Annotated in this window: 10 protein-coding genes, 2 tRNA genes, 2 rRNA genes and 2 pseudogenes; 14 read left to right on the top strand and 2 right to left on the bottom strand. The window is 43.0% G+C overall.

Features of this window, described 5'->3' with window-relative positions:
• The first annotated feature begins 38 nt into the window (after positions 1-38).
• The 4 genes from RMX98_RS34905 (at position 39) to rrf (ending at position 3,596) form a co-directional block, all read left to right on the top strand.
• Positions 39-116 (top strand) — tRNA-Ile (locus RMX98_RS34905).
• Positions 117-202: 86 nt separating this feature from the next.
• Positions 203-275: transfer RNA gene (locus tag RMX98_RS34900), tRNA-Ala, on the top strand.
• Between the two features lie 184 nt (positions 276-459).
• Positions 460-3,353: ribosomal RNA gene (locus tag RMX98_RS34895) — 23S ribosomal RNA — on the top strand.
• Positions 3,354-3,478: 125 nt separating this feature from the next.
• Positions 3,479-3,596, top strand: a 5S ribosomal RNA gene (rrf, locus tag RMX98_RS34890).
• Between the two features lie 160 nt (positions 3,597-3,756).
• On the opposite strand, the gene RMX98_RS34885 is transcribed toward rrf, so the two are convergent.
• Positions 3,757-5,064 (bottom strand): NF041680 family putative transposase, encoded by a 1,308-nt coding sequence (locus RMX98_RS34885; RefSeq protein ID WP_409881903.1) that lies wholly within the window; start codon positions 5,062-5,064, stop codon positions 3,757-3,759.
• 598 nt (positions 5,065-5,662) lie between these two features.
• Between RMX98_RS34885 and RMX98_RS34880 the strand changes: the two genes are divergently transcribed.
• The 6 genes and pseudogenes from RMX98_RS34880 to RMX98_RS34855 all read left to right on the top strand — a co-directional run bounded on the left by RMX98_RS34880 (position 5,663) and on the right by RMX98_RS34855 (position 10,717).
• Positions 5,663-5,989 (top strand): hypothetical protein, encoded by a 327-nt coding sequence (locus RMX98_RS34880; RefSeq protein ID WP_322675621.1) that lies wholly within the window; start codon positions 5,663-5,665, stop codon positions 5,987-5,989.
• A 75-nt stretch (positions 5,990-6,064) separates the two neighbouring features.
• The gene (locus tag RMX98_RS34875) at positions 6,065-6,613 is read left to right on the top strand and encodes a GIY-YIG nuclease family protein (protein WP_409881902.1); all 549 of its coding nucleotides are present in this window, start codon (positions 6,065-6,067) and stop codon (positions 6,611-6,613) included.
• A gap of 48 nt (positions 6,614-6,661) precedes the next feature.
• Positions 6,662-8,119 carry a protein kinase domain-containing protein gene (locus tag RMX98_RS34870; protein WP_409881901.1) on the top strand — a complete coding sequence of 486 codons (1,458 nt, stop codon included), beginning with the start codon at positions 6,662-6,664 and terminating at the stop codon, positions 8,117-8,119.
• Positions 8,120-8,891: 772 nt separating this feature from the next.
• Positions 8,892-9,251 (top strand): Mo-dependent nitrogenase C-terminal domain-containing protein, encoded by a 360-nt coding sequence (locus tag RMX98_RS34865; RefSeq protein ID WP_409881900.1) that lies wholly within the window; start codon positions 8,892-8,894, stop codon positions 9,249-9,251.
• 22 nt (positions 9,252-9,273) lie between these two features.
• A pseudogene (locus tag RMX98_RS34860) lies at positions 9,274-9,575 on the top strand (cupin domain-containing protein).
• A 395-nt stretch (positions 9,576-9,970) separates the two neighbouring features.
• A complete protein-coding gene (locus RMX98_RS34855) occupies positions 9,971-10,717 on the top strand; it encodes a creatininase family protein (protein ID WP_409881899.1) in 747 nt (248 codons plus the stop codon).
• 330 nt (positions 10,718-11,047) lie between these two features.
• On the opposite strand, the pseudogene RMX98_RS34850 reads toward RMX98_RS34855, so the two are convergent.
• A pseudogene (locus tag RMX98_RS34850) lies at positions 11,048-11,212 on the bottom strand (Uma2 family endonuclease); the annotation flags it as partial.
• Positions 11,213-11,410: 198 nt separating this feature from the next.
• On the opposite strand from RMX98_RS34850, the gene hflX reads away from it, so the two are divergent.
• The 4 genes from hflX to gshB all read left to right on the top strand — a co-directional run bounded on the left by hflX (position 11,411) and on the right by gshB (position 16,188).
• Positions 11,411-13,156, top strand: a complete 1,746-nt coding sequence (gene hflX, locus RMX98_RS34845) for a GTPase HflX (RefSeq protein ID WP_409881904.1) — start codon at positions 11,411-11,413, stop codon at positions 13,154-13,156.
• Between the two features lie 452 nt (positions 13,157-13,608).
• Positions 13,609-14,442: an XDD4 family exosortase-dependent surface protein gene (locus tag RMX98_RS34840; RefSeq protein ID WP_409881898.1), complete on the top strand. Its 834-nt coding sequence runs from the start codon at positions 13,609-13,611 to the stop codon at positions 14,440-14,442.
• Between the two features lie 261 nt (positions 14,443-14,703).
• Positions 14,704-14,973, top strand: coding sequence for a glutaredoxin 3 (grxC, locus tag RMX98_RS34835; RefSeq protein WP_409881896.1), 270 nt, complete (start codon positions 14,704-14,706; stop codon positions 14,971-14,973).
• A 240-nt stretch (positions 14,974-15,213) separates the two neighbouring features.
• The gene (gene gshB, locus RMX98_RS34830; protein ID WP_409881894.1) at positions 15,214-16,188 is read left to right on the top strand and encodes a glutathione synthase; all 975 of its coding nucleotides are present in this window, start codon (positions 15,214-15,216) and stop codon (positions 16,186-16,188) included.
• Positions 16,189-16,564 lie beyond the last annotated feature (376 nt).

Below are 16,564 nucleotides of genomic sequence, written 5' to 3'. Positions count from 1 at the left end.
ATATGAAATTATGGGAATGTAAGATAATTTGGGCATGGGGGATTGGGAATTGGGCACTTGTACAGAGCGCACCCCTGATAAGGGTGAGGTCCCTGGTTCGAGTCCAGGATGGCCCACCTGAATCAATGCAAAATTAAAAATTCAAAATTCAAAATGAAGAAATTGTTTTTGAATTTTGCATTTTGAATTTTGAATTGTGTTGGGGGGTTTAGCTCAGTTGGTAGAGCGCCTGCTTTGCAAGCAGGATGTCAGCGGTTCGAGTCCGCTAACCTCCACCTGATGGCGATTGCCAAAAAAAACGAATGAGAAATCAGCAACATGACTTGAAGTCAGACTGCTGAGAACAATCTCAGCCAGAACCTTGAAAACTGCATAGTAACGCAAATTAGCAGGCAGACACAGACATTCTAGAAGGATGATTTTGTGAATGCATTTGTTAAAAAACCAAATGAATTGAGTGGTCAAGCGAATAAGGGCTAACGGTGGATACCTAGGCACACAGAGGCGAAGAAGGACGTGGTTACCGACGATATGCTCCGGGGAGTTGGAAGCAAACATTGAGCCGGAGATTTCCGAATGGGGCAACCCTTAATACTACCTGCTGAATATATAGGCAGGAAAGAGCCAACCCAGCGAATTGAAACATCTTAGTAGCTGGAGGAAGAGAAATCAAAACAGAGATTCCCTTAGTAGTGGTGAGCGAAAGGGGAAGAGCCTAAACCAATTGGTTTACCGATTGGGGTAGTGGGAGAGCAATATCGAATCTGGCGGTTAAACGAAGCAGCTAAATACTGCACCAAAGAAGGTGAAAGTCCTGTAGTTGAAAACTCTTCAGATAGTAGCTCAATCCCGAGTAGCATGGGGCACGAGGAATCCCATGTGAATCAGCGAGGACCACCTCGTAAGGCTAAATACTACTGTGTGACCGATAGTGAACCAGTACCGCGAGGGAAAGGTGAAAAGAACCCCGGAAGGGGAGTGAAATAGAACATGAAACCGTTAGCTTACAAGCAGTGGGAGGACTATTTAAAAGTCTGACCGCGTGCCTGTTGAAGAATGAGCCGGCGACTTATAGGCACTGGTAGGTTAAAGCGAGAATGCTGGAGCCAAAGGGAAACCGAGTCTGAAAAGGGCGATAATCAGTGTTTATAGACCCGAACCCTGGTGATCTAACCATGGCCAGGATGAAGCTTGGGTAACACCAAGTGGAGGTCCGCACCGACTGATGTTGAAAAATCAGCGGATGAGTTGTGGTTAGGGGTGAAATGCCAATCGAACCAGGAGCTAGCTGGTTCTCCCCGAAATGTGTTTAGGCGCAGCGGTAATGATTATATCTGGGGGGTAAAGCACTGTTTCGGTGCGGGCTGGGAGACCGGTACCAAATCGAGACAAACTCTGAATACCCAGAGGACACATTGCCAGTGAGACAGTGGGGGATAAGCTTCATTGTCAAGAGGGAAACAGCCCAGACCACCAGCTAAGGTCCCCAAATCATCGCTAAGTGATAAAGGAGGTGAGAGTGCACAGACAACTAGGAGGTTTGCCTAGAAGCAGCCACCCTTGAAAGAGTGCGTAATAGCTCACTAGTCAAGCGCTCTCGCGCCGAAAATGAACGGGGCTAAGCGATGTACCGAAGCTGTGGGATTAACTTTCTTGTTAATCGGTAGGGGAGCGTTCCGTCGTAGATTGAAGCAGTAGCGGCAAGCAGCTGTGGACGAAACGGAAGTGAGAATGTCGGCTTGAGTAGCGCAAATATTGGTGAGAATCCAATACCCCGAAACCCTAAGGTTTCCTCCGCCAGGTTCGTCCCCGGAGGGTTAGTCAGGACCTAAGGCGAGGCCAAACGGCGTAGTCGATGGACAACGGGTTAAAATTCCCGTACTGATTGTAGGTTGTGCAGAGGGACGGAGAAGATGAGTGTCAGCCGGATGTTGGTTCCCGGTTCAAGCGTCGAGATGTTGAGAAACGGCGAAAACGTTTTGAGTTGAGGCGTGAGTACGACCCACTACGGTGGGGAAGTGGCATAGTCTAGCTTCCAAGAAAAGCTCTAAACACGTTAACTTACAGTTACCTGTACCCGAAACCGACACAGGTAGGGAGGTTGAGAATACCAAGGGGCGCGAGATAACTCTCTCTAAGGAACTCGGCAAAATGGCCCCGTAACTTCGGAAGAAGGGGTGCCCACCTAAGCAGTGGGTCGCAGTGAAGAGATCCAGGCGACTGTTTACCAAAAACACAGGTCTCCGCAAAGTCAAATCGACGCAGTATGGGGGCTGACGCCTGCCCAGTGCCGGAAGGTTAAGGAAGTTGGTCAGGGGGCAACCTTGAAGCTAGCGACCGAAGCCCCGGTGAACGGCGGCCGTAACTATAACGGTCCTAAGGTAGCGAAATTCCTTGTCGGGTAAGTTCCGACCCGCACGAAAGGCGTAACGATCTGGATGGTGTCTCAGAGAGAGACTCGGCGAAATAGGAATGTCTGTGAAGATACGGACTGCCTGCACCTGGACAGAAAGACCCTATGAAGCTTTACTGTAGCCTGGAATTGTGTTCGGGCTTGGCTTGCGCAGGATAGGTGGGAGGCGATGAAGTATTCCTTGTGGGGAGTATGGAGCCAACGGTGAGATACCACTCTGGCGAAGCTAGAATTCTAACCCATGACCGTTATCCGGTCAGGGAACAGTTTCAGGTGGGCAGTTTGACTGGGGCGGTCGCCTCCTAAAAGGTAACGGAGGCGCGCAAAGGTTCCCTCAGCACGCTTGGAAACCGTGCGGCGAGTGTAAAGGCATAAAGGGAGCTTGACTGTAAGAGTGACTACTCAAACAGGTACGAAAGTAGGCCTTAGTGATCCGACGGCGCAGAGTGGAATGGCCGTCGCTCAACGGATAAAAGTTACTCTAGGGATAACAGGCTGATCTCCCCCAAGAGTCCACATCGACGGGGAGGTTTGGCACCTCGATGTCGGCTCATCGCAACCTGGGGCGGAAGTACGTCCCAAGGGTTGGGCTGTTCGCCCATTAAAGCGGTACGTGAGCTGGGTTCAGAACGTCGTGAGACAGTTCGGTCCATATCCGGTGCAGGCGTAAGAGCATTGAGAGGAGTCCTCCTTAGTACGAGAGGACCGGGAGGAACGCACCGCTGGTGTACCAGTTATCGTGCCAACGGTAAACGCTGGGTAGCCAAGTGCGGAGCGGATAACCGCTGAAAGCATCTAAGTGGGAAGCCCACCTCAAGATGAGTGCTCTCACCACAATTAGTGGGTAAGGTCACGGGCAGAACACCCGTTTATAGGCGGTAGGTGGAAGTGCAGTAATGTATGTAGCCGAGCCGTGCTAACAGACCGAGGGCTTGACCTCAACATCATTTGGTTTACTAATTCGCGTTACTTGCAGTCTTCAGGGTTTTGAAACTTCAAAGTTAAAATTCTTTTTTCTTCATTTTGAATGAGTGAATTTTGAATTTTGAATTCCCCCAGGGTTTTCCTGGTGTCTATTGCGCGGTGGAACCACACTGAACCCTTCCCGAACTCAGAGGTGAAACGCTGCTGCGGCCACGATAGTTTAGGGGTTGCCCTACGCAAAAATAGCTCGATGCCAGGAACCATTATTCAAATAAAAGCCCACAAACTCTGATCAGAGCTTGTGGGCTTTTGTTTAGATAAGCAATCTTCAAGTTCTGGAGTTTAGACTAGGCAGCAAGAAATGACCCAGCAGTGCTAAGTTTAAAAAACACAATCTTCAAGAATAAACATATTTGAGATTAAGCAGATTTTTGTTGTTTTTTACGTGGTTTAGCAGCAGTCTTTTTAACAGTTGGGTAGCGGTTTTTACGGTTACGGTGTTTACCTGGTGTCCACCCTTGGGACTTTCCGCGCGGTTTGGGTGGAACAGCTGGAGTACCAATCACCGCTAAAATGCTCCCCATTGCCTGGGCAACCCTTCCAGGGGTCAAATTGTCTAGTGACTTTTGCCAAGGTAAAGGGTTATCCGCAACGATATCACGCGCTAGCCACAACTCCCAAGTCATTAGAGGCATGAGGTCACTCCAACGTTCACATTGCTTAGGGGTACTCAGCTTAGGTAGTGTCCAGTGTAGGCGTTGCTTCAAAAACCGATACCAGTGGTCAACAGTAAAACGACGCAGGTAGAGTTGCCAAGCAACTTCAAGTGGGGGAATTTCCTCTCCCACCCAAGCCAACCACAAAGGTTTTGACACTCTCAAGTTGCCAAGATCATCCAGGCGCTCAACCTTGATCAGGGATATGGGGCGTGTAGCAATTTTACGAAAGTGTAAATTAGACCATAAGCTCACCTTGACTCGTCCCAGCTTGGGATGGGTTACTTCTATACTTTGAGTGACTTCACTCGATGTAGAAGGTTCATTGAGTTTGAATTTATCACCATGCTTCCTGGGTCGCCCTCGACCAGAATATGCTGGTGGTGCGCCCCACAAACACAGGTTGGAACGCAACTGGACAAGAATATCTGCTTTGATGTGAGCCGTCTTCAAAATGAAAGGAGCGCAGCCATACTCGCTATCCCAAACCGAAATCGGTCTGGTGGGTAAATTCTCACACACTTGTTGTAGTTGCCAAGCTGCCTTCTGTATCGGGTTTTCCCAACTGGTAATTCGCTCATGTCTCAGGGGTAATGCCCAACTGCCCGAATCCTCTGGTATCCAAGCAATGGTGCTGTACCCCTGACCTACGGTTATTGGTTTGTTGCCTGCTACTGTGACACTGCTGTGTTCTATTGTCCTTTCCTGTAGAGTTACTGCATCCGGGCGTGACCAGGCAGTGTGGTCGCCTGCTAGTAAAGGACGACCATGTGTTGGCATCTGTTTGATGTATAACTGCATCAATTTCTGTCGCTGTGGTCTGCTATCTTGTAATGCTTCGTAGATGCTTGGCCACTTACGTCTAAATACTGGCGATAGTGATAAATCTGCCAAACTGTAGGCATTACGAGTTAACAATATTGCATCCGTCAGTTCAAAAGTCGCATCATGCGCTCTACCTAAATGCTGGTACGCTGCTTGACGAAATTCTTCTAATAAGGCACGTTTCATATTGGCAGATGAGAGTTGGTGATTCTTCTCTCAGCTTCTGCTAATAGGGGGACTGTGTTCAATCACACCTCCTATTTTTTTCTTTTCCATCGGCTATCTAGTCTAAACTCCAGTCAAGTTTGGACTTGCCAGTATTTATCCCATATAGGTTTTATCATGTTCGGGTGATTACTTGTAATAAAATCTATCAATGCAGGTTAGGTTGTAGCTTGCTTAAGAGTAAGAGTACGGCAGTGAAACCCAATATAAACAAGGATAAAATTTTGGGTTTCGTTCCTCAGACTCCTACTATAGATTATGAAGCGATCGCGTCACACTAAGAGCTGATTCGTAAAGAAAATCTTAAGGATACTCAACTCATTGCTAGGTCTGAGTTTCAGCGAATAAGTGCTGTATTGACTTAAATTACTGAAACCCTTATTAGACAAGTACTTTACTTTAGTTTACAAATTAGCTCTAAAGGCTTTGTTAACTCTAGCAATTTTTGCTCAACAAAAATATTATAATTTGAACATATTTGGATAGCTGATGGCTCCCCATTAGAAGCTTTATTTCGGGCCTTGGTATTTTTTCAAAAATCAAATCTATTAATAAAAAAATGCCCCTTAAAATCGTTCAGAACTTTGATGGCAGTTTTACTCTTGAAGCACAAGCTCAAGAAACTCTATTCAATTTATTGACAAGCGTTGCTTTCTTGAACCAAATTTGCCAGCAGTTGGGGTGTAAGCAACTTAAATTTACAGAATTACTCTTCCAGCCAGTTCCTTACAGCTTAACTACCACTAAAGGAATGCCAGCAGAATTTGAAAAATATCATGAATCTGATGAGTATATCATCGTCAATGTACCACCCAATTTCATGTTCAGTGCCAAGATTTTTAAACCCAGCCGCCTTTGTGCAATTTACCAAAAGTTGAGTAATTAATAATTTTAAAGATAATTTTTTTCTAATTGGCAATTTTCAATTCTGAAGGCAAATGATAAGTTTGATATTTGATATATGGCTTCTGAAACAAATCTTTCTTCTTTGGCAACTTTAGAATACATTCCCTATATTGACGATCGCGGCCAACTACCCGAACAATTTCAGGGTAAGATCGGTGTATATGCTATCTTTGACCAAGAAAAAGTGCTGCAATTTGTAGGATACTCCCGTGATGTTTATCTCAGCCTCAAACAGCATTTAGTCCGTCAGCCACAGCAATGCTATTGGGTCAAAGTTCAAACTATTGAACGCCCAAGTCGCACAATTTTAGAAAATACTGAAAATGTTTGGATTTCTGAAAATGGCAGTGTGCCTTGGGGTAATGGGGATAATAAAGAAAAATGGACTCATCCCATTGATGTCAAAGTTGTAATGACACCTGAAGAACAGGCAAAATATGAAAATCCAGCTAATGATGAATTAGCACAAATAAAAGTTCTTAAAAACGTGGCACGGAGAGTAGAAGCAGAAATTTCAACGCAATTGTTAGAAGTGCGTGGTTTGCAAATGCAGATTCGCTTCAATCCTAAATTGAAAGAAGAAGGTTTACTAGATTTGAAATGAAGGTAGTTTTGGGGAAAACTATCTTATGAATATCGCTTACAATCTCCCATGACAATACAGCTGCTGAACGATCGCTATCAAGTTATCCGCACACTGGGTGCTGGTGGGTTTGGTGAAACCTATCTAGCTGAAGACACCTATATGCCTTCAAAGCGCTATTGTGTGGTTAAACAGCTAAGACCGATTCACAACAATCCCCAAATTTACCAGTTAGTGCAAGAGAGGTTTCAACGCGAAGCAGCTATTTTAGAAGAACTCGGTGGCGCAAATGACCAAATTCCGGCATTGTATGCTTACTTCTCCTCAGGCGGACAATTTTACTTAGTTCAAGAATGGGTTGAAGGTGATACCTTAACTGGAAAAGTCCAGAAGCAAGGGCTATTTAGTGAAGGCACTATCCAGGAATTATTCATGAATTTATTACCCGTCCTGGATTACGTTCACTCTAGGCATATCGTTCACCGCGATATTAAACCGGATAACATTATTGTACGTCATCGGGATGGTAAACCAGTGCTGATTGATTTTGGTGCTGTACGGGAGTCAATGGGAACAGTGGTGAATTCTCAAGGCAATCCTACCAGTTCGATTGTGATTGGTACACCTGGCTATATGCCCAGTGAACAAGCAGCAGGTAGACCAGTTTTTTCTAGTGATTTATACAGTTTAGGAATGACGGTAATTTATTTGCTGACTGGTAAACAGGCACAACAACTAGAAACGGATTCCCAGACGGGTGAAATTGTCTGGCGACAGTATGCTAGTCATATTAGCCCAATTATGGCAGGAGTGATCGATAGAGCGATCGCTTATCATCCGCGCGATCGCTATCCCACAGCTAGAGCAATGCTGGATGCTTTGCAGAGCATAGCAAATCCAATTCCACCAACGCAACCCCTCTTGACTCAACCCACTGTAGTCTCTGCACCGCCACCTCAGACAGTTATAAAATCACAGTCTAACCCTCAAGGCAATAGTCAGAATAATATCCTCATAGGCAGTTTGATTGCAGGTGGGTTAATCGGTGCATCTGTGATTATTAGTCAAGTGCTACCAAAATCTTCTCAACCTACAGCAGACAAAACAGTATTACCTTCAGAAACACCATCAATTGTCACAAGTCCCGTAATTGAAACCCCCAAATTTATACCAACCACTCCATTTGCTACTCAATCTACACCTAAGCCAACGACATTAATATCGCCAGTTGCAACCACGGCTGTCAATAATTATTTCTGGCTTTCCCAAAGACCTGTAACTGATGCAGATTTGGATGGTAAAAACGGTTTTGAATTAGATATTATGCGAAATTCGATTTTTGCTGTTCACGGTCGCCGTTTTGATACTCCTGAATTACAAGATTACTTTAATAGCCAACCTTGGTATCGTCCTACATATTCACCTAAAGCGTTTCCACTAAAATTGCTGTCAACATTAGAGCAACAGAATGCAGATTATATCAGCAAATATCAAGATCGTTACAGCTTGAGATATTTTAAAAAATAATATTTTAGCAATTGTACCATTTTCTATTCTACCATTTTACAAAATACCTGATACATATAGCAGTTATCGTTTGCATAAAATACTTTTTTAAACCTCACTCCCAACTCCTATCCTTAGCAAGGAGAGATTAGGGGTGAGGTTCAGGCTAGATTGCACTGAGGTAATAACCGCTACATTGCTAGGGGCATACTGCTGTAGTCCCTTACACGCAATGCATTTATTGCAAATACTCTTATAAATGCTATAAGACATAAGTATATTAGCTTGGACTTATCAAACGATTTATTGCTACTTATTAGATAATATCTAGGTTAGCTAGTGTAACATCCCAGACAGATTACTAGATATTTAATAGCCTAAAATCGCTAGATATTTAGAGGTTAATCCTAGCGAAGTCTATATGGAGTAAAAGCTAAACTATTTTTTCTTTCCCAAAGTCCATCTCTAGATACTAGGCAGTTTGATAACCAGGCATTTATATTTAATATATAAAATTGCTATCTTCAGCATCAGCAATCCATAAGTTAAAGAAATGCCATTTTTATATTTTCTTTGTTATTTTGTATTTAACGGGACAGTTCTTCCTGATTTGGTGGGCTTAAATAACAATTAGTTAAACAATTTCCCCCCAAAGATGCATGTAAATTGTTTGCTTTGTGCCTCTTTTCCTTCCTAAATTGCAAGCATAATGGAAATTGGTTAAACACATTACATGTTAATATTGCCAATCGACAAATAGTTTATCTACACAAGGAAAACCTTGCCTACGACTATGCTTAAAACAATTAATCAGCGTATTTTTCTGCCTGCTTTTGTTAGCCCTTTAGAAGAAAAGAATCAAATAGGTAGTAAAAAGAGATTTGCTAGACCCAAATTAGATTTATTGCAACCATTACGTCAATGGCTGGACAAAATAGAGATTCAGAATCGAAAATTAGCCAAACTTATTGCTAAAATGATTCCTGCTCAGTGTCCATTCGAGCGTGATATCATGCTTTTTGGTCGCAAAATAGGGCACATTCCGCCAATGTGCAAACTTAATCCACTTTATAATGAACTTGTTTACTTGCGTTTTCGCGCTTTGTGTTATTTAGTAGATCAGTGTGGAGAGGATATTCAATCCTATTGCTGAACATAACTAGATAAAACACAATATGAAAATTAAAATTGAGCATCAACCTAAGACTTGAACACCTCAATGAATTGAGTGTATCTAAATGGTAAATTTGAAAAAGGAATTTTCAAATTTCCTTGGGCTTATAATTCTCAAGAAACTTGCTACTTTTTGTAAGATGATGTTGTTCTTACTCCTGATGGTGGAAAACCAGTGCAAATGGGGAAAGGCGATTTGGTGACTTTTCCTGCTGGTATGTCCTGTATCTGGGAAATTAGAAGGGATGTGAAAAATATTGTTTCTTTGATTAGTCAACATAAAAAATTGATCCCCATTATTTAGTTGATGATCCTGAAGAAAATATCTCATAAAAAAAATTAGATTTGGATTATGCGGAAGTTCGCAGCAATTTTCACAGGATAAAGTGGCAAAATCGGTAAATTGCTTAGATCCATATTTGTCGAAACTTTTTGCAACGCTATTCCTAAACAATATTCATAGAAATAAATAGTTGTATATCCTCTAAGTGTGGCTGATAACTCAAAATGTGAAAGCCATAGCTCGCGGACTAATTAAAGTAGTCGGCGAACTTATTATTGAAATTTATCATAGCGATCGCCAGCACAGAAAATCTAGAGAGTTCATAATCGTGTTAGTGGAAGTTTAATTACAGAAGATGTTGTTTAGCAGCAAAAGCTTTCATTTCACTGCAAATTTATTGAGGAAAATCGTTAACAATGTTACTGCATTTAAGTACTTGGCAAGAAGTAGAAGCTTATTTACAGCAGTCAAAGGGGATTATTTTCCCTATCGGTTCCACAGAACAACATGGGCCAACTGGGTTAATCGGTACTGATGCTATTTGTGCAGAAGCGATCGCAGCCGGTGTGGGTGATGCAACTCAAGCGATCGTTGGCCCTACAATCAATGTGGGAATGGCATTGCACCATACTGCTTTTCCTGGCTCAATCAGTCTGCGTCCCAGCACTTTGATTCAAGTAGTGCGAGATTATGTGACTTGTTTAGCCAAAGCTGGTTTTAGCAAGTTCTACTTTATTAACGGACACGGTGGGAACATCGCTACCCTCAAAGCGGCTTTTTCAGAAACTTACGCGCATTTAGAAGATTTGCAGATTGCCAATGCTCAACAGGTACAATGTCAAGTGGCAAACTGGTTTATGTGTGGTTCTGTATATAAGCTAGCGAAAGAATTATATGGGGATCAAGAAGGTTCTCATGCAACACCAAGCGAAGTTGCTCTCACCCAATACGTTTATCCAGAGGCTATTAAGCAAGCACCTCTTTCACTAGAAGTTGCAAGTGGACACAAGATTTATAGTGCAGCTGACTTTCGAGTGCGTTATCCAGATGGACGTATGGGTTCAAATCCGGCTTTAGCAACGCCAGAACATGGTAAGCAATTTTATGATTTGGCAGTGAAAGAACTTAGCAATGGATATTTGGAATTTGTGAACGCAGAATAAAACTCATGAAAAGACATTGTAGATATGCGAGTAAAATCGTCTCTCTGCATAAAATACAGCGTTTTGCAACTATTATATGAGGTACACCCCTCCCTAACTCTACCCGAATTCACCGGGAAGGTGCGCGATCGCACGGGTGGGGTATTTTTATACCTCACAAAATTGAAATCTGCTGTATCTTCAAATTTGTTATCAAACATCTGGTGAAATTAAATATGCGTTATCCAGAATCCTTGTAGAGATGCGTTAACGTAGCGGCGCGAAGCTCAGTCTAATTTCGTGTCTTTACCTTCTCGTAGTTCAAAAAGATAAAAAAGGCTGTAAATTATCTTAGCTGTTAATAATTTGTTCCACTGCAATAGAAACATTTGGGAATGCAAGCGGTTGAATTATTCCCCCAGTCAATGTCAGTTTTGTCGCATACTCTCCATCTAAGATTTCTCTAAACACCACCAGATGTAACTTTTTTAGATTAACAACCCAATATTCTAAAATACTTTAAATAATGACAATGTACTGAAATTAAAAGCGATCGCCAGGGTACAGACAATTGCCACCAAAATAGCCTCAAATCAAGACTCCGTACGACTAATTCACCACGCATCCCTCAAAAGAGAGAGTTAGCAGATTTAACCCTGTTGTAAAATAAACATATAAGGATTCGGGGGGCCATTTAACTGGTCATAAACGCCTATAGAGACTATTTTTGGAAATCTCCAAGGTCTGAAGTCCAGCCATCTGAAGCAACTACAGCGGCTGTATCATCAGCGCATACCAGGCGATCGCATCACCACGCCTGAGTTTTCGCAGCGTTTGGCAGCAATTAGCACAGAAGTCAATCAGCCTGTGTGCGCCTACATCAACCGTCGCGGACAAGTGATTCGCGTCGGGGTAGGCACACCGCGTCAAACCCAAATACCACCGATGGAATTGCCCCGTTACGGTGCAGAACGACTCAGTGGTATTCGTTGTATTGCCACCCATCTTAAGCCAGAACCGCCTAATGAAGCGGCGCTCACGGCGATGGCACTGCAACGCTTAGATGCCCTAGTTGTCCTAAATATTACTGGAACGGGATTTACACGGCGAGGAGGCGGTGCAACTGGGTATGTCAAAGAAGCTTATCTAGCTCATCTGACACCCCAAGAGTCTCGCACCCTAATTACTAGTCCTGCTGCTCTCAAGGTAGGGGAAAGCCAAATCCAATCTCCAAGTTGGAATATATCGCCACCCCTGGACTTGGACGATCTGGCAGACCAGGATTTAGTAGATTTGGTAGAAAATCTGGAAGCGGAATTCCAGCGCGAATTTATCGCCCAGGAAGTAGATGCTGACCATGATCGCGTGCTGATTGTGGGGCTGATGACCAGTGAGATGACTCCCCTCCAATTCCAGGACACCTTATTAGAATTGACACGTTTAGTTGATACTGCTGGGGGAGATGTATTACAGACAATACAACAAAAGCGATCGCGCGTTCATCCCCAAACCGTAGTTGGCGAAGGTAAGGTGCAAGAAATTGCTCTAACAGCCCAAACACTAGGAGTCAATCTCGTCGTCTTTGACCGCGACCTCTCACCCTCCCAAGTCCGCAACTTAGAAATGCAAATTGGTATCCGGGTGGTTGACCGCACCGAAGTAATTTTGGATATTTTTGCCCAACGCGCTCAGTCCCGTGCTGGTAAATTGCAAGTAGAACTAGCACAGCTAGAATACATGCAGCCGCGACTGGCTGGTAGAGGTCGCACCATGTCCCGATTGGGTGGTGGTATTGGGACTCGTGGCCCTGGTGAAACCAAACTGGAAACTGAACGCCGTGCAATTGGGCAGCGCATTTCGCGACTGCAAAAAGAAGTGAACCAATTGCAAGCCCATCGTTCGCGCCTACGGCAACGAAGACAGCATCGAGAAATTCCTTCAGTCGCTTTAGTTGGATATACCAACGCTGGTAAATCCACTTTGCTGAATGCTCTGACTAACGCAGAAGTTTATACAGCCGACCAGTTATTTGCGACTCTCGATCCGACTACGCGCCGCCTGGTGATTCCTTATGGCGAAACAAATGAACATCAAGAAATTCTGATTACAGATACAGTAGGGTTTATACACGAACTCCCTGCATCATTAATGGATGCCTTCCGCGCCACCTTGGAGGAAGTTACAGAAGCTGATGCCCTACTACATTTGGTAGATTTGTCTCATCCCGCTTGGTTGCGTCATATTCGCTCAGTCAGAGAAATCTTGGCGCAAATGCCAATAACTCCTGGCCCGGCACTGGTTGTGTTTAACAAGATTGATCAAGCTGATAGTGAGACACTAGCTCTAGCTAGAGAAGAATTCCCCTTAGCGGTGTTTATTTCTGCGAGTCAGCGCTTGGGATTAGAAACCCTACGTCAGCGACTTGCCCAACTGATTCAATATGCTGTTGACTGTGGGTAAAAGTTGAGTCGCGAATTCTGTGTCAGTAATATTTAGTCTCTTAAATTTTTAACTTTGGGGAAGGCGGAATCGCCTTCCCTTCTTTATTTCATCTTCATAAAATCTCGTGGTATATGTAGAAAACTATCAGCTTTTATCCGAAAGTGAATTACCAATCTTCTATAGAAATTTATCGATTAAGAGAAAATATTGAAAAATACAAGCTTAATCAATCAAGCTGATTATGTATAGTTTAAGTCCACTAAAAATTCTAAGTGTAAATGCTGAAATAATTAAATTAATTTGTTAAATATACATTAGTTAATCATAATTTAAAGTTTCAGTTAACCTTAATGTATAAGGTAGACAACCAATCGTTTATTATGCCAATTTATACAAGAGGTATTTTCATAAAAAAGTTATTTTGAGACATTTCAAATGTCTTAAACAGAAAGCAAAGGAGTTTCAAACAAATGTCTCAAAGATATCCCAAGAAAATAGTAGGTTATGCAGCCTACTGTATATCAGCATTAGCTGTAGTGACAGTTTCGCAGATGTCTAGAGCAGATGCAGCATCTTTGAGTTTTTCAGCCACAGGTACTAACCCAATATCAGGTGGAACCAGTAATGCTCTTTCAGCTACAGCTGTCTTTGATAATTCAATAGCAGGTCAGTTGAAACTGACTCTTACTAATACAGGGCCAGGTGCATCAGCCCCTTCTGATGTTCTAACAGGAATATTCTGGGATTATGCTGGATCTCCGTTAACCAACTTAACAATGTCTTCAGCCAAAGCTACAAGCTTAATTACAAATAATGTAACTACCACAGGTACTTTCGACCTCACCAAGGTTAATGGAAATAAAGTTGAATGGGGTTTTGCAAAGACTACCGCTAGCAGTGGACTTGGTGGTGCTACTGGTGTAGCTAATCCAGTAACTCAGCACTATGGTATTGGTACAGCAGGCTTTGGCATAAATCCAGGTTTCGGTCTTTCAGGTGGACAGCAATTCAATTACGGTATTATTACTGGTTACGATAGTGCAAATTCAGCAGTCAGTGGAGGGACTTTTGTCAAGAACTCTGCCACATTCACTTTTTCTGGGCTACCTACTGGCTTTGATTTAACAAAGATTCAGAATATTCGTTTTCAGTATGGTACTGCTTTAAATGAACCTAGTACTTACTATATTGCTCCGCCACCTCCACCTAAAAAAGTACCTGAGCCTAGTGCAACAGTAGCTCTTGGTTTATTTGCTGTAGGTGCGCTGAAGGTTGCCAAGAAAAAGTCTCTAATCTCAGCTTAAATGAGAACTTGAGTACTAACTGATAACTGAGTTACGCCTTATAAGCAATTCTCACAATCAGATAAAAGACCACCCTGTTTTTTAACAAAATTCGTATAGACATAATATCTTAGTCAAGAGTCCAGACTTTATCTCTTGGCTAATTTTTTTGATATAAATCTAGTTAGCGGCTTCTGAGAATAAAGACAAACCAGGATAAGGTATCTACAGTCAGTGGCAAAGTTCTAAAATTAAGAAGTATTAAATCAAGTTGAGGACATCATGACTGCCAAAGTAGAAATTTACACTTGGAGGACTTGCCCATTTTGCATTCGTGCCAAAAGTTTGTTGAAGAACAAGGGAGTTGAATTTATCGAATACAGCATTGATGGAGATGAGGCAGCCAGAAATAAAATGGCTCAAAGAGCAAATGGACGGCGCTCTTTACCACAAATTTTCATCAATGACGATCATGTTGGTGGTTGTGATGATATCCACGCTTTAGACAGTCAAGGCAAGCTGGATGAGCTACTTTCTAGCAATAGCGTTTAGATTCAAAAGGTTTTGCGCTAGCGACAAGCCGTTGCAAATATAAACGGCAGTCGCCACAACTCTGGAAATAACAACGCGCTGCCTTGTCTACAGGCTTTTACCTGCACAAAAGCAATGTCTGTCTACAAGACTTTACCCTCCAGGTTCTACTCAGCAGTACAGATGTACGTCAATTGGTAAGATCATCAAGAGATAATAATTGAATAACCATTTAATTTCTTGGTGATTGAGGTATAAAGGGTGAAACTGGCTTTTATCATTGATTCCATCCATCTGCTTGACCCGTGTCATGATACCAGTGTTGCCCTGATTGAAGCAGCACAAATCTTGGGACACGAAGTTTGGGTGACTCAAGCAAATCTGCTGAGTGTAGTGGAGGGCAAAGCTTGGGCTGTCTTACAGCGAGTCGAACTTGTACCAGTAGAGTTGGTGGAGGGACGCTGGGTAGCGGCGAATCCTTGGTATAAGTTGAGCGATTCCTTGTTAACTTCTTTAGAGACAATGGACGCCGTATTTATGCGGACAGATCCACCTGTCAATGATTCCTACCTCTATGCCACATACATTCTGGATTACATTGACCAAAACAAAACCCTGCTGATTAATAGTCCCAGTGGTATCCGAGGGGCAAATGAAAAAATGTACGCCCTCCAGTTTACCAAGGCAATTCCAGAAACTATTGTCAGTGCTGATAAACAGTTTATCCGCAAATTTGTGGAAGCAAAGGGGGCAGCAGTTCTCAAACCACTGGGTAACAAAGCTGGGGAAGGGATTTTGTTTTTGCAATCAGGCGATCGCAATTTTAACTCCATTGTCGAACTCAGTACCCTCCAAGGTCGAGTGCCAGTAATGGTACAAACCTATTTACCGCAGGCAAAAGAAGGAGATAAGCGAATTATCCTGCTCAATGGCGAACCCATTGGTGCGCTCAATCGCCTCTCTAGCGGAACTGATTTTCGCAATAATATGGCAACTGGTGGTACAGTCGCTCAAACCGAAATCACCGCAAGAGAATATGAAATCTGCACCCAAGTAGCCGAACGCTTACGTCAAGATGGCTTAATTTTTGTGGGTATTGACGTTATCGGTGGCTACCTGACTGAAGTTAACGTCACCAGTCCTACCGGAATTCGTGAGATTGACCGCTTAGATGGTACTCACCTTGGCCATCAGGTTATTCAATGGATTGAACAGACACTAAAAATAAAAGAATAATTTACATTTATTTTTTTGTTTGATGTCTTATTCCTCAGTAAACAGACTTCCTTCAGACACTCGCGTAGATGGATTTTCTATGCTACTTGCTTTGGGTAACTATATTTTATTATACCGAATATGAGTTTAATGGATTGCAAAGGGTAGATGTAACTGACTCGCTAAGGCTGCGCTATCGTTGAGGCAACTGTAGTTGGGCAGGTATTCCTATTTATTGTATTGTTCTGAAAGCATAGCTGGACATCAAGCCAGTAGACTCCTGCTGAAATTCATTCTATAAAGTAGCCGAGTTTTTTTACCCAGGACTTACGCAACTGTCACAAGCAATGGCGCGGTGTAGCCGCGCCGCGCGCCAAGCAACTACACGATAAACATG

Source organism: Nostoc sp. DedQUE02 (genome assembly GCF_034531035.1).
In the GTDB taxonomy this organism is placed as follows: Bacteria; Cyanobacteriota; Cyanobacteriia; order Cyanobacteriales; family Nostocaceae; genus Nostoc.
The sequence above is the reverse complement of the archived record's forward strand: the minus strand, read 5'-3'. Positions and strand labels throughout refer to the sequence as shown.

Coding starts and splice junctions, on each gene's coding strand:
- RMX98_RS34885 (WP_409881903.1), bottom strand. CDS start 5,064: ATGAAACGTGCCTTATTAGAAGAATTTCGTCAAGCAGCGTACCAGCAT.
- RMX98_RS34880 (WP_322675621.1), top strand. CDS start 5,663: ATGCCCCTTAAAATCGTTCAGAACTTTGATGGCAGTTTTACTCTTGAA.
- RMX98_RS34875 (WP_409881902.1), top strand. CDS start 6,065: ATGGCTTCTGAAACAAATCTTTCTTCTTTGGCAACTTTAGAATACATT.
- RMX98_RS34870 (WP_409881901.1), top strand. CDS start 6,662: ATGACAATACAGCTGCTGAACGATCGCTATCAAGTTATCCGCACACTG.
- RMX98_RS34865 (WP_409881900.1), top strand. CDS start 8,892: ATGCTTAAAACAATTAATCAGCGTATTTTTCTGCCTGCTTTTGTTAGC.
- RMX98_RS34855 (WP_409881899.1), top strand. CDS start 9,971: ATGTTACTGCATTTAAGTACTTGGCAAGAAGTAGAAGCTTATTTACAG.
- RMX98_RS34840 (WP_409881898.1), top strand. CDS start 13,609: ATGTCTCAAAGATATCCCAAGAAAATAGTAGGTTATGCAGCCTACTGT.
- grxC (WP_409881896.1), top strand. CDS start 14,704: ATGACTGCCAAAGTAGAAATTTACACTTGGAGGACTTGCCCATTTTGC.